We start from the raw sequence: 13,508 nt of genomic DNA on the forward strand, positions 1-13,508 counted from the left end.
TCGGAGTCCGCATCGCTGTCGCACGGGCATCGGTCGGCGATGATCATCAGAAGCCGCCGCCGTCGAACCCTCCGCCGTCGAACCCTCCGCCGTCATAGCCGCCGCCGTCGAACCCGCTGTCATAGCCGCCGCCGTCGGACCCGCCGTCATAGCCCCCGCCGTCATAGCCGCCGGAGTAGTCCCCACCCTGGTCGTAGCCGCCGTCGCCCGCGGCCAGGCCGTCTTGGAAGCCTTCGCCGTAGCCGCTCTCGAAGCCGTGGGCGTCGTAGCCCACTCCGGACATCCCGGAGAACAGGGAGGTGAACAGCAGGGCCGAGCCGAGGCCCCAGGCGCCTGCGACCATCGCGGGTTTCCACCAGGGCTCGGAGTACCAGCCGGCGGGTACCGGGCGTCCGGCCACGCGGCCGCCGGGGTAGTAGTTCGGCGTCGATGACGAGGGTTCGGGTGCGGCCGCGATCTGCCTGCCCTGGTATTCGACCACGCGCTTCTCGGTCACCTGCCCGGCGGTGTCCTGGCCGTCGAGTCCGGGGATCGCCGGGCCCGGGTCCATATTCATCGCGGTCCGTGCGGCCTTGATGTAGTAGAGGCCTTCGAGGGCGGTCTGCTTCGCCAGGCGTGCCTGGGTGGGCGTGCGGGCCTGGTCGAGTTGCGAGCCGGCCGCGAGATGCCGTTCGGAGGCGTCGGCGAGTGCCTGCGTGGCGGCGTCGTTGCTGCCGGAGAGGCTGTAGACCTGGCCGCCCAGTCGTTCGTTCACTTGCCTGGCTTCGGCGAGCGCGTCGGCCAGCTCGGTGGCTCTACGCTGTTCGCTCTGTTGTGACTGCCATATCAGTAGGACGATCAGCGCGCCGAGTATTAAGGCGATGAGCAGCCAAAACATGGGCACCTCTTCCGCGAGATCTCGGACAAGGCCAGTTTACTGTCGGCTTGCTGAGGTCTCGCTGAGTGTGCGGGTCACGGCGTCGCGGCGGATGCCTGGGCCTCGTCGTAGTCGGCGGGGTCGAAACTCCTGGTCTTCCAGCGATAGAGCAGGGTGGCGCCGGGCCAGTTGTTGGTGATGCGGCCGGAGGCGTTGCGGTACCAGCTGGAGCAGAAGTTCCAGGGGGTGTCCTTCAACCGGTCCTGCAACCAGTCGTCCCAGTGTTGCTCGGCAGCGGGGCGGGCCGCGAGGTAGCGTCCGGGGCGATCGGTCAGGTACTGCACGACCTGGCGGATGTAGCGGGCCTGGGATTCGAGCATGTAGATGATGGAGCCGGAGCCGACGTTGGTGTTCGGGCCGTACATCATGAACAGGTTGGGGAACTGGGGTACCGACACGCCGAGGTACGCGCGGGCTCCTTCGTCGCCCCAGACGTCGGCCAGCTTGCGTCCGCCGAGGCCGTAGATGTTCATCGGCGCCAAGAACTCGGTGCCTTTGAAGCCGGTGCCGAAGATGATGACGTCGACCTCGTGCTCGACGCCGTCGGCGGTGCGGATTCCGGTCGGCGTGATCGACTCGATGGCGGTGGTCTCCACGGTGACGTTCGGCTGCGCCAGCGCGGGGAAGTACTCGTTGGAGAACAGTCCGCGTTTGCATCCCGCCGCGTAGTCGGGAGTCAGTTTCGCGCGCAGCTCGGCGTCGGGCACCTGCTTTTCCCGGTGCCGGTCGGCTAACGCGATCACGGGGCTCTTGATCGCCGGGATGTCGGTCAGGCCGAGGGCGAGCAATTCGAAGAAGGACCAGATGGCGAAGCGCTCGGCGAGGCGGCTGGGCGGGAAGTGCTTGAACAGCGCGTGGTGCAGGCCGCTGTACTCGACATCGGGCTTCGGCAGCACCCAGGCGGCGGAGCGCTGGAACAGGGTGAGGTGGCCCGCGGCAGGCTGGATGCGCGGGATGTATTGGATCGCGCTGGCCCCGGTGCCGATGCAAGCGATGCGCTTGCCGGTCAGGTCGACGGTGTGATCCCACTCGGCGGAGTGGAAGGCCGGACCGGTGAAGGTGTCGATGCCGGGAATGTTCGGCAGGGCCGGGCGGGAGAGCTGGCCGACCGCCGGGACCAGGATGTCGGCGGTCAGTTGCGTCCCGTCGGCCGTGCGGACGGTCCACTGGCCGGTGCGCTCGTCGAACTCCGCGTCGGTCACCTCGGTGCCGAAGCGGATGAAGCGTCGCAGTCCGTGCCGGTCGGCGACGCCCTGCATGTATTCGTGGATGTCGCGCTGTTCGGAGAAACGCCGTGGCCAATCGGATTTCGGCGCATAGGACCAGGAGTACAGCGGGGAAGGCACGTCGCAGGCCGCGCCGGGATAGGTGTTCTCCCGCCAGACGCCGCCGAGGTCGGTGGCGCGCTCCAGAATGGTGAAGGTGTCCAGCCCGGCCCGCCGCAGCTCCAGCGCGATGCCGAGCCCACCGAATCCGGCGCCGATGATGATGATGGACGGCGTCGTCATCCTTACAGGGTACGAGCCGGTATCCGCAGGTCCGAAGACATCCGCGGTCATTCAATCGGCATTTCCGGCCACCAGGGGCATCAGTTCCCGGCGAGCTGGCGTGCGATGACCAGACGCTGGATCTGGTTGGTGCCCTCGAAGATCTGCATCACCTTGGCTTCGCGCATGTAGCGCTCGACCGGGAAGTCCTGGGTATAGCCGTAGCCGCCGAAGACCTGGACCGCGTCGGTGGTGACCTTCATGGCGGCGTCGGTGGCGACGAGCTTGGCCACGCTGGCCTGGCGCGAGTACGGCAGTCCCGCGTCGCGGCGGCGGGCGGCGTCGAGGTAGGTGGCGCGGGCGGAGTCGACCGCGGCGGCCATGTCGGCGAGGACGAAACCCAGCCCCTGGTGGTCGATGATGTGGCGGCCGAACGCTTCCCGCTCCTTGGCGTACGCGACGGCCTCGTCGAGGGCACGCTGCGCCAGACCGGTGGCGACCGCGGCGATGCCGAGTCGGCCGGAATCCAAGGCGCTGAAGGCGATCGAGAGCCCCTGCCCCTCCGCGCCGACGCGACGTTCGGCGGGCAGGAACGCGTCGTCATAGGCGGCGGTGGTGGTGGGCACGGCGCGCAAGCCCATCTTCTCTTCGGGCTTGCCGAAGCTGAGTCCCTCGGTGTCGCTGGGGACCAGGAAGCAGGAGATGCCGCGGGAACCTTCGCCGGTGCGGGCGAACAGGGTGTAGAAGTCGGCTCGGCCACCGTTGGTGATCCAGGCCTTGGCTCCGGTGATCCGGTAGCCGCCGTCGACCGGGGTGGCGCGGCAGCGCAGCGCGGCCGCGTCGGAACCGGCGTGCGGCTCGGACAGGCTGTAGGCGCCGACGGTCTCGCCGGAGAGCATGTCGGCCAGCCAGCGTTGCTTCTGCTCCTCGGTGCCGAAGGTGAACAACGGATGGCAGGACAGGCTGTGCACGCTGACGGCCACGGCGACGGCCGCCCAGCGGGCGGCGAGTTCCTCGAGCACCTGGAGGTACACCTCGTAGGGCTGCGCGCCGCCGCCGTACTCCTCGGGATACGGCAGGCTGAGCAGCCCTGCGGCGCCCAGCGCGGGGAAGACGCCATCGGGGAAGATCCCGGTCTTCTCGCACTCGGCCACGCGCGGTTCGAGCACCTTGTCGGCGATGTCGCGGGTCAGCTCCAGCAGGTCCCTGGCCTCGGGGGTGGGCAGCATTCGGTCCACTGGCATGTCGTCTACTCCACGGTCGCTCGGTGCGTCTCTCGTGATTCACAGTAACCGGGCGTCGTCGGGTGTCCGCATGCTCGATCGACAGCCGGTCGGCGAAGCCGCGTGGCGGGGACATCACGGTCCGGACGCCGATCGCGGCGGACGCGACGAGTCCGGTGCAGAATGATCCGAACGGAGCGACACCCGCAGGCGGAGCGCGATCGAGTGCCGGACGCCCGTGCTGCACGTGCAGCTGTGTGCGCAGGTGCGCGTGAACCTCGCTGCGCCGCCTCCTTGTCGGTGCAGGTCATCGCTGTTGCGTCCGGTTTGTGTCCAGATCGCGGGAATGTCGTGCCGAATGGTTTGTCTCATTCGGGTGATATCGCTCCGCTCACCTGGCGCACCGACGCCACACTCGACTAAGACAGAAGACTGTCGGGACTCGGGGTCGACCGATGTGTCGGCGGCAACGCAGGGGGTGCCGCCGACACATCGGCCTGGAGTGCTGGTGCCGCCGGGCCTACTATCTGCGTATGCGGGAGATCTTCGTTCCGCACAGTCACGACGCCGCCGACAGCATGGACGACGCGCTGGAGTCCAGCGCGATCGGCATCCGGGCGGTCAAGATCAGCCTGGTCGTGCTCGGGTGCACCGCGGCGCTGCAACTGGGCATCGTCGCGGTGTCCGGCTCGGTGGCGCTGGCCGCGGACACCGTGCACAACTTCTCCGACGCGCTGACCGCGGTTCCGCTGTGGATCGCGTTCGCCCTCGGCCGCAAGGCCGCGACTCGGCGCTATACCTATGGCTTCGGCCGGGCGGAGGACGTCGCCGGCCTCTTCGTCGTCGCGATGATCGCCTTGTCGGCGTTGATCGCCGGGTACGAGGCGGTGCGCAGGCTGCTCGATCCGGTGCCGCTCCAGCATCTGGGCTGGGTCGCCGCGGCGGGGTTGATCGGGTTCGCCGGGAACGAGACGGTGGCGCTGTACCGGATCCGGGTGGGTCGCCGGATCGGCTCGGCGGCGCTGGTCGCCGACGGTCTGCACGCGCGTACCGACGGGTTCACCTCGCTGGCCGTGCTGCTCGGCGCGGGCGGAGTGGCGCTCGGCTTCCCGCTCGCCGACCCGATCGTCGGACTGCTCATCACCGCCGCGATCCTCGCGGTGCTGCGCACCGCGGCACGCGACGTGCTGCGCCGCTTGATGGACGCCGTCGAGCCGGGAATGGTCATCGCGGCCGAGCGGGCGCTGGCCGCCGAGCCGGGCGTGGAGGGCGTGCGCAGCCTGCGGATGCGGTGGATCGGTCACCGGCTGCACGCCGACGTCGAACTGGACGTCGCCCCGACGACCACGCTCGCGGACGCGCATCGCGTCGCGCACGAGGCTCAGCACACTCTCACCCATGTGGTGCCCAAGCTCGATACGGCCGTGGTGCACGCCTACCCGGCGCATACCGAAATCGCGGTCCACGGAACGGCTGGAACCTGAGGCATCGAGGGCCGGTGCAGAGCTGACCTGCGGAAACTGATGGCGTATGCCATCGGATGGATGCGGACGGTCTTCTCCGCCGCCCCTGCCCGAGACGGCCTACCGTTGGGTAGCATCCCCCGTGTGATGTGGCTCATGGTCGATGCGTGCTGAACCATGCTGGCGCGTGTACCGACTTTCCCTGAGCTCCCCGGCCTGGTTCTCCGCAGTCACATCCCGAAAGATCTCTTCGCCGCGTCCATCGGCCCGGAGGTGAATCCGGCCGAAGTCGGCCTTGCCCGCGACCATGCGGAGCATGTAGACCCCGACGCCTGCCACCGTGCCTTCGGCCATCCCGGCTCGACCGACAACGTGGCGTGGGCCGAGCCCGAGCTGTCGTGCGACCTGCTCACCAGTGGCGAACCGATTTTGTATCCCCCGAAGGTGGCCGAAACCGACTCGGCTTTCCTGACGGAAGTCACCGAAGAAAATAAGGAGTTCCGATGTTGAGCACTATGCAGGACGAGCCGTTGTCGTTGGCGACGTTGCTGCGCTACGCATCGACGTTCGCCGGGGATTCGACCGTGTCCACGTGGACCGGTACCGGCGTGCGCACCATGACCTATCGCGAGGTCGGCGCCGAGTCGGCGCGGTTGGCGAACGCGTTGCGCGGGCTGGGCATCGGGGTCGGTGACCGGGTGGGCACGTTCATGTGGAACAACAACGAGCATCTGGTGGCCTATATCGCGGTGCCCGCGATGGGCGCGGTGCTGCACGCGTTGAACATCCGCTTGTTCCCCGAGCAGGTCGTGTACGTGGCCAACCACGCCGAGGATCAGGTGGTGCTGGTGGACGGCACCCTGGTGCCGTCGTTCGGGCAGATCCTGCCGCACCTGACGACGGTGCGCCACGTGATCGTGGTCAACGGCGACGCGGCGACCCTGACCGCGCCCGAGGGCGTCCAGGTGCACTCCTACTCGGAGTTGCTGGGTGCGCAGCCGGATACCTACGACTTCCCGGTGATCGACGAGCGCGCTGCGGCGGCGATGTGCTACACCTCCGGCACCACGGGTGATCCGAAGGGCGTGGTGTATTCGCATCGTTCGAACTGGCTGCACGCGATGCAGGTGGCCGCGAACAACGGGATGGGCCTGCACGGCACCGACTCGATTCTGGCGATCGTGCCGTTGTTCCACGCGAACGCATGGGGCCTGCCGTACGCGGCGTTGATGGCGGGGGCGAATCTGCTGATGCCCGACCGGTTCCTGCAGCCGGGTCCGCTGCTGGAGGTGATGGCCGCGCAGAAGCCGACCTTCGCCGCGGCGGTGCCGACCATCTGGGGTGGGGTGCTGGCCGGGCTGGCGGCCAACCCGCAGGACATCACGCATCTGCGCGCGGTGGTGGTGGGCGGCTCGGCCGTGCCGCCGTCGATGATGCGCACCTTCGAGGAAAAGCACGGGGTGCGGGTGCTGCACGCGTGGGGCATGACCGAGACCTCGCCGCTGGGCAGCGTGGCGCACCCGCCCGCGACCGCGGTCACCGACGAGGAGAAGTGGGCCTACCGGGTGACCCAGGGCCGTTTCCCGGCCGGAGTGCAGGCGCGTCTGGTCGGCGACGACGGCGTGGTCCCCAACGACGGTGTGTCCCTGGGTGAACTGCAAGTACGCGGTCCGTGGATCACCGGTTCGTACTACTCGCCCGACGGCACGGTGATCGATCCGGAGAAGTTCGACGACGGCTGGCTGCGCACCGGTGACGTCGGCAAGATCAGTCCCGACGGTTATCTCACGCTGGTGGACCGGTCCAAGGACGTGATCAAGTCCGGTGGGGAGTGGATCTCCTCGGTGGATCTGGAGAACGCGGTGATCGGACACCCGGCGGTCGCCGAGGCCGCCGTGATCGGCGTGCCGGACGAGAAATGGGACGAGCGTCCGTTGGTGGCGATCGTGCTGGCCGAGGGCGCCGAGGCGAAGCCGGAGGAGTTGCGCGAATTCCTCGCCGACAAGTTCGCCAAATGGCAGCTGCCGGAACGCTGGACGTTCATCGCCGAGGTCCCCAAGACCAGCGTGGGCAAGTTCGACAAGAAGCGGCTGCGCAGTCAGTACGCCGACGGCGAACTGGACGTCACCACCCTGTCCTGACGCCGCTGCCCCGCGTCACCACTTCAGCATCGGCAGTGGTGACGTGGGGTGACTGCGCAGCCGTCGCGCGGCCAGGGACACCAGCCTGCGGTGGAAGCCGTGGTTCGGATAGCGCTCGGCCAGTTCGCGGTAGGTTCCGCGGGAGATGCCGAACCGGCCGAGCAAGCCGAGTTCGACATCGATCGCATCGGCGCGCCGGAAGATCTCGACCGGGTCGTGCGGCGGCCGCCGGGCGGATCTTGTGGTGCTGGTCGATCATCGCCACCACCAGTCCGGTGAGGTCGTCGCGGTCGATGCTCGCCAGCCAGGCGCGCGCCTGGTCGCACGAGGGGGCGAGGTAGTCGAAGCTGCCCGCCGACCAGATGCCGATGTCGTGCAGGACGGCCGCGGTCAGGAACTCCTCGCGGGCGCTCGGCGGGGTTTGCCGGTCGTCGGCCAGGAGATCGCACAGCGCCAGGACGCGCAGCACATGGTTGGTGTAGGCGGCGCGGTCGGCCCCGAGCTGTTGGTGCCACGGCGCGAGCCTGGCCTCGACCTCATCACGAAGATCGTTGCTGCTCATAGCGGTTCACCCTAGCCGCAGACGGCCGCGGGGCACCGCGGCGACGCGCGGGTAGGGCGCCGAATACGCGAGAACACCCGGCGCGAGCGAAAGGGTTTGCCGCGCCGGGTGTTCGGTTCGCGGATCAGCAGTTGCGCAGTTCCGGGCTCTGGTTGAGCAGCTGGGCCCTGGTGCCGATGAACGTGCTGTAGGTCTCGCCGCCGACCGCGGAGAGGGGGAACGCGGCGACGCGGTGGCAGTTCTGGAAGGCGAGCTTCACGCCGAAGTGCCGCTCCAGTCCACCGCGAATCGCGTCGGAGGCCATGGCGCGCAGCAGTTGCCCGCGCGCTACCTCGTCGGGCGGCGCGATCGTGTTGTCGGCGAATTCCGCCGTGCCGGAACGCAGTTCACCGGCTACCCGGCTGACAACTTCCCAGGCGTAGGGCAGCGAATTGCGCACGACCTCGACGAAGTCGGCGTCGTCGACCTCGCCGCGTTCGGCGCGTTCGAGAACTGCGGTGGGGACATCAAGGGACATGGCGCTCTCCTCCAGTGCTGGACGTCGATGCGATGCCACTGAAGTCTAAACGAAAGTCGTTGTCAATAACACTGAATTCGGCGTGAAAGCGCTTTTTCCAGTGCGGCTTTCGTATCGGCCGCTAGGGACGCGACCAATTCGCCCGCGGGTAGCTCCGGTGCCAGCTCATGGGTTTGGCCCGCCCAGAGGTTGACCTCGTCGGGGTTGCCCGCCGCCCGTGCTTCGGCTCGTAGCGGGGCGGTGGCGTAGTGGATCTCCGGGTATCCGGTCGGCGCGGTGGCGGTGTGCCGCACCAGGAATCGGTTGCGCAACCCGCGTGCCCTGCGTCCGGTGAACGCGCGGGTGAGCATCGTCGGGGTGTCGGCGGCCAGCGCGGCGCGATGCACCTGGTTGGTGCCCGCCTCGGGGCAGCGCAGGAACGCGGTGCCCAGTTGCGCGGCCGCGGCGCCCGCCGCGAGCGCGGCGGCGATGCCCGCGCCCGTCACGAGACCGCCGGAGGCCACCAGCGGCCGGTCGGTGGCGGCGGTGAGCAATTGCAGCAGCGCCAGCAGGCCGAGCGGGTCGGTGGCGTCGTCGGCGGGCCGATCGGTGAATGTCGCGCGATGCCCGCCCGCCTCGGCGCCCTGGGCGATGAGGACGTCGGCGCCCGCCTCGACCGCGACGCGCGCTTCGGCGACCGAGGTGACGGTGACCCAGACTTCCGAACCGGCGGTGTGCAGCCGTTCGATGTCCCCGGCGCTCGGGCAGCCGAAGGTGAAGGACACGGCCGCGACCGGGTCGGCGACGAGGAGGTCGAGCTTGGCGTCCCAGTCGTCGGTGTCGAAGCGGGGATCCCCGAGCTGGTGTTCGGCGCCGAGTTCGGCCAGGTAGTCCGCCAGATCGGCGGCGGGGGTCGGTGGGCCGGGCACGAACAGGTTCACGCCGAACGGCTTGCCGGTGGCCGCGCGGGTCGCCGCGATCCGCGCGGCGGTGTCGGCGGCGCTCAGATAACCGGCGGCCAGCTGGCCGAAACCACCCGCCTCGGCCACCGCGGCGGTCAGCTCGGGAGTGGAGGGGCCGCCCGCCATCGGGGCGAGCACGATCGGAACGTCCAAGCGGTCGAAGATCACGGTCCGATTGTCGCTCATCCGCGCATCTGGACATGTGACCCGGGCCTCACCAGCGTTTTTCCGCTGGAAGGTTGCGGAATGGTCACGACGCGGTAGAGTTCCCGTCACGACGGATGCCAAACCGTTATCCGCCCGGCTTCATCGGATCGTTATCGAACCGGTTCGGCTCGGGCTCCGGCATCCCGGACCCTGTTGTACGACCGAGGATTCAGCTTTGTCGCAGCACCGTGTAGGCCCCAGTTCCATTACCGTCCGAAGCCTCCTCGGCGAGGGCGGCGAAACGGGCCGTCCGACGCGGCACCGCGCCGAGCCGTCCGCCACCGAACGAGTCAAGGCCGCCGCCACCGCCGCGGTGGCCGCGGGCGCCCTGATCGGCGCCGCCAGCCAGGTCGCTCCCGCGCTCGCCTACGCCTCGCCGCTGCTGCCCGGTTCGCACGACGCCGACGAGGAGACGCAGGCCGCGCCCTCCACCACGAAGGGTACGAGCATCCTCCCGGTCGCCGAGGCGAAGGCCGCCGCCGCGCCGGTCGCGCAGCCCGCGCCGGAGCCCGCCGCGGTCGCGGGCCAGATCGCCGCCCCGGTCGCCGCGCCGTTCGGCATTCCCAATCTTCCCCCGGAGCTCGCCGGTCCGTTGGCGCAAGCCGAGGAGGCCCTCAAGGGCGTGCAGCAGCAGGTCGCTCCGGCGCCCGCGGTGCGCCCGGTGGCCGGCGAGATCAGCTCCGGCTTCGGCAGCCGCTGGGGCGCCATGCATTACGGCCTCGACTTCGCCGACTCGCTGGGCGCGCCGATCCACTCGGTCAGCAGCGGCAAAGTCATCGAGGCGGGACCGGCCTCCGGGTTCGGCTTGTGGGTGCGCGTGTTGCAGGACGACGGCACCACCGCGGTCTACGGCCACGTGAACGAGATGTTCGTGCACGCGGGCCAGCGGGTGAACGCTGGCGACGTGATCGCCACCGTCGGCAACCGGGGTCAGTCCACCGGTCCGCACCTGCACCTGGAGATCTGGGACCAGTCGGGCACCAAGATCGACCCGATGCCCTACCTTGCCGCGAAGGGTGTGCCCCTGGAGTGGGGCCCGTCCGCGCACTGACATTCCCTGTCCGGCTTGATATTCCGATCAGCGCACGGTTGCGCGCAGCGAAGCTTCCCGCGTCCGGGTGACGCGGGAAGCGGTTCGCGTCCGGGTCTCGTGGAGCCGCCCCATGGGCACCGGTCGGTCGCTAGGCTCGGGCCGTGATCGAGCTGGGCGACATCTTCGAGCCTGGGTCACCGCACGGCCGCGCTTACGCCGTGCTGGTGCACCATCCGCGGTCGAGTCTCGCCGATATCGCGCAGTACCTGGGCGTTTCGGAAGACCTCGCCGCGGACTCGCTGGACGTGTTGTGTGAACTGCACGCCGCGGTCCGCATCGAATCGCCCGACGGCGAACCGCTGTGGGACGCGCACGCGCCGGAATCGTTGTCCGAAGCCGAGGCACGGCGCAGGCAGCAGGAGATCAACCAGATGCACGCGGCCGCAGCACGATTGAGCGAGACGTTCCGCTCGGTGCGCCGCTCGCCCCGCGGCAACGGCGCGGTGGTGCCGGTGTACGAGCGGCTGGAGATGCTGGCGGATTTCGAGGAAATGCAGACCGGCGCGCGCAGCTGCGTCAAGCTGGTCGAGCGCGGGCCCTACCTCAGCGATCCCGAGCGCGAGCGCCAGCTGTTCGAGCTCAAACGGACCAGGCTCGCCGACGGTATCCGCTACCAGACCTTGTATCAGGACACCGTCTATCAGGACCCCGAGCGCCTGCGGCACGCGCTGTCCACCAACGCCGGCGGTGCGCAGGCAAGGACGTTGCCCGACCCGCCGTTCAAACTGATCATCAGCGACGACGAGCGGGCCAGTCTGGTGCTGCACGCCGACGAACGCAGGCCCGACCCGATGGGTCTGCGCATCACCGGTTCGCCCACGCTCGAGTTGTTGATCAAGACCTTCGACGTGCTGTGGACGATGGCCGCGCCGATCTCGGTGAATCCGGCCGCGGAGGCGCTGGACGAACGCGACCGCGCGATCCTGACCCTGATGGGACTTGGCGCGACCGACGACACCATCGCGCGGCGACTCGGGATGTCCCGGCGTACGGTGGTCCGCCGGACCGCGCGACTGCTGGAGCGTCTCGGAGCGAGCACGAGATTCCAGGCGGGGGTGCAGGCCACGCGGCGCGGGTGGCTGTGAGCAAGCTCACCGATTCGGGTGGTTCCTGCAACACGATGGTGTCCGCACCGATATAACGGCAGGGATCAGGCAAGACACCGATTCCATGGGGGCGGGTGGTGTCCGAGGAGAGGACAGCACGTAACGAAGGGGGACGCGGACCGTACCGACGGCATCCGCGGCAATCCAATACAGCGCGCGGGTTCAGTGGTCAGCCCCTTATATGATTGCTCGGTCCGCGCTGGCCTCGGAGAACGAGCCCTGAGCAGGGTATTGTCCGGGTCCTGGCTCGATGCGAGAGGTGAATGCACTCGAATGGAAACCGCCCGTCGCTCTGCTCGCGGTAGCCGTCGCCGCAGGTCGGGCAGTCCGCTTTTCGCGCAGCTGCTCACCGCCGCGGTCGAGTCCGCCGCTACCGAGGTCGCGATCCGGTTCAACCCAACGGGGGACCCGGCCGACGATCGGGAGCTCACCTACGCCGAGCTGGACGCGGCGTCCTCGCGGCTGGCCAGGGAGCTGATCGAGCGCGGTGTCGGGCCGGGCGACGTGGTCGCCATCGGAATCTCGCGCAGCGTGGAGTCGGTGGTCGCCGTCTGGGCCATCGCGAAGACCGGCGCGGCCTACGTGCCGGTGGATCCGACCTACCCCACCGACCGCATCAACCACATCGTCGCCGACTCCGGCGCCACGGTGGGCCTGACCACCTCGGCGCATCGCCCGGTGCTCGGCACCGGCGTGTACTGGATCGAACTGGACGATCCGGTGCAGGCCGCGCGCATCGCCGCGCGCCCGGAGCATCCCATCTCCTACACCGACCGGGTCCGTCCGCTGGACGAGCGGCACCCGGCCTATGTCATCTACACCTCCGGGTCCACCGGCAAGCCCAAGGGCGTCGTGGTCACGCACAGCGGCCTGGCCGGGCTGGTCGCCGCGGAGCGCGAGCACTACGGAGTGACAGAGGACTCGCGCGTCCTGCACGTCTGCTCGCCGAACTTCGACGTCTCGGTGCTGGAACTGCTGCTGGCCTTCTCCTCCGGCGCCACGCTGGTGATCGCGCCGCCCACCGTGTTCGGCGGGTTCGAACTGGCGGACCTGCTGCGGCGCGAGCACGTCACGCACATGCTGATCACGCCGGGCGCGCTGGAATCGGTCGATCCGGCCGGACTCGACGACCTCCAGGCCGTGGTGGTGGCCGGTGACAAGTTCGGCCCTGAGCTGGTCGGGCGCTGGGCGGCCGACCGCGAGTTCTACAACGGCTACGGGCCCACCGAGGCGACGATCCTGGCCACCAGCACGCCGCCGATGACGCCGGGCGACCCGATCACGATCGGCACGGCCATCCCGGGCGTCGGCGCGTTCGTGCTGGACTCGCGGCTGCGTCCGGTGCCGGCCGGGGTGGTCGGCGAGCTGTATCTGTCCGGCCCCGCGCTGGCGCAGGGCTACCTCAACCGGCCGGGCCTGACCGCGGAGCGATTCGTCGCCAGTCCGTTCGGCGCCGACAGCGGCAATCAGGGAGCGCGGCTGTACCGCACCGGTGACCTGGTACGACGCACCGAATCCGGGGGCAGGGACGGCGGCGTCATCGAATACCTGGGTCGTTCGGACTTCCAGGTGAAGATCCGCGGTTTCCGCATCGAACTGGGCGAGATCGACAACGCCCTCACCAGTCATCCGGACGTCGACTTCGCGGCCACCCTGGGCAAGACGCTGCCGTCGGGCGCGACCGCCCTGGTGGCTTACGTGCTGCCGCGGCCCGGCGCCGACGTGGACACCGATGCGCTCGCCGAATACATCGGGGAGTCGTTGCCCGCGTACATGATTCCGGCGTCGATCGTGGTGTTGGATGCGATTCCGTTGACGCCGGTGGGGAAGTTGGATCGGGCGGCGTTGCCGG

General features: G+C 69.2%; 12 protein-coding genes. 6 read left to right on the forward strand and 6 right to left on the reverse strand.

What is annotated here, in order from left to right; genetic code table 11:
• Positions 1-46: 46 nt before the first annotated feature.
• The 3 genes from ON21_RS03635 to ON21_RS03645 form a co-directional block, all read right to left on the reverse strand.
• Positions 47-877: a hypothetical protein gene (locus ON21_RS03635; RefSeq protein WP_039795264.1), complete on the reverse strand. Its 831-nt coding sequence runs from the start codon at positions 875-877 to the stop codon at positions 47-49.
• A gap of 74 nt (positions 878-951) precedes the next feature.
• The gene (locus ON21_RS03640) at positions 952-2,424 is read right to left on the reverse strand and encodes a flavin-containing monooxygenase (RefSeq protein WP_039795267.1); all 1,473 of its coding nucleotides are present in this window, start codon (positions 2,422-2,424) and stop codon (positions 952-954) included.
• An 80-nt stretch (positions 2,425-2,504) separates the two neighbouring features.
• On the reverse strand, positions 2,505-3,647 hold the full coding sequence (locus ON21_RS03645; RefSeq protein ID WP_039795269.1) for an acyl-CoA dehydrogenase family protein: 1,143 nt from the start codon (positions 3,645-3,647) through the stop codon (positions 2,505-2,507).
• A gap of 512 nt (positions 3,648-4,159) precedes the next feature.
• Here ON21_RS03645 and ON21_RS03650 point away from each other — a divergent pair.
• The 3 genes from ON21_RS03650 to ON21_RS03660 all read left to right on the forward strand — a co-directional run bounded on the left by ON21_RS03650 (position 4,160) and on the right by ON21_RS03660 (position 7,230).
• A complete protein-coding gene (locus tag ON21_RS03650; RefSeq protein WP_039795271.1) occupies positions 4,160-5,110 on the forward strand; it encodes a cation diffusion facilitator family transporter in 951 nt (316 codons plus the stop codon).
• 156 nt (positions 5,111-5,266) lie between these two features.
• Entirely contained in the window at positions 5,267-5,599 is a 333-nt protein-coding gene (locus tag ON21_RS03655; RefSeq protein WP_039795273.1) for a hypothetical protein, read from the forward strand.
• Positions 5,593-7,230 (forward strand): long-chain fatty acid--CoA ligase, encoded by a 1,638-nt coding sequence (locus ON21_RS03660; protein ID WP_039795275.1) that lies wholly within the window; start codon positions 5,593-5,595, stop codon positions 7,228-7,230. Before ON21_RS03655 ends, ON21_RS03660 begins: the two co-directional genes overlap by 7 nt.
• On the opposite strand, the gene ON21_RS38075 is transcribed toward ON21_RS03660, so the two are convergent.
• The 3 genes from ON21_RS38075 to ON21_RS03675 form a co-directional block, all read right to left on the reverse strand.
• The gene (locus tag ON21_RS38075; RefSeq protein ID WP_157170697.1) at positions 7,214-7,792 is read right to left on the reverse strand and encodes an HD domain-containing protein; all 579 of its coding nucleotides are present in this window, start codon (positions 7,790-7,792) and stop codon (positions 7,214-7,216) included. The genes ON21_RS03660 and ON21_RS38075 overlap by 17 nt on opposite strands.
• A 124-nt stretch (positions 7,793-7,916) precedes the next feature.
• Positions 7,917-8,309, reverse strand: coding sequence for an SCO5389 family protein (locus ON21_RS03670; RefSeq protein ID WP_039795278.1), 393 nt, complete (start codon positions 8,307-8,309; stop codon positions 7,917-7,919).
• 62 nt (positions 8,310-8,371) lie between these two features.
• Positions 8,372-9,436, reverse strand: a complete 1,065-nt coding sequence (locus ON21_RS03675) for a nitronate monooxygenase (RefSeq protein ID WP_174372122.1) — start codon at positions 9,434-9,436, stop codon at positions 8,372-8,374.
• A gap of 196 nt (positions 9,437-9,632) precedes the next feature.
• Here ON21_RS03675 and ON21_RS39410 point away from each other — a divergent pair, with 196 nt between their 5' ends.
• The 3 genes from ON21_RS39410 to ON21_RS03690 all read left to right on the forward strand — a co-directional run.
• A complete protein-coding gene (locus tag ON21_RS39410) occupies positions 9,633-10,508 on the forward strand; it encodes a M23 family metallopeptidase (RefSeq protein WP_039795280.1) in 876 nt (291 codons plus the stop codon).
• Between the two features lie 143 nt (positions 10,509-10,651).
• On the forward strand, positions 10,652-11,635 hold the full coding sequence (locus ON21_RS03685; protein ID WP_039795282.1) for a helix-turn-helix domain-containing protein: 984 nt from the start codon (positions 10,652-10,654) through the stop codon (positions 11,633-11,635).
• A 294-nt stretch (positions 11,636-11,929) separates the two neighbouring features.
• Positions 11,930-13,508: amino acid adenylation domain-containing protein (locus ON21_RS03690; RefSeq protein WP_039795283.1), on the forward strand; the 1,579-nt coding region annotated here is incomplete at its 3' end.

The sequence above is a fragment of the Nocardia araoensis NBRC 100135 genome (assembly GCF_000308435.1).
GTDB lineage: Bacteria > Actinomycetota > Actinomycetes > Mycobacteriales > Mycobacteriaceae > Nocardia > Nocardia araoensis.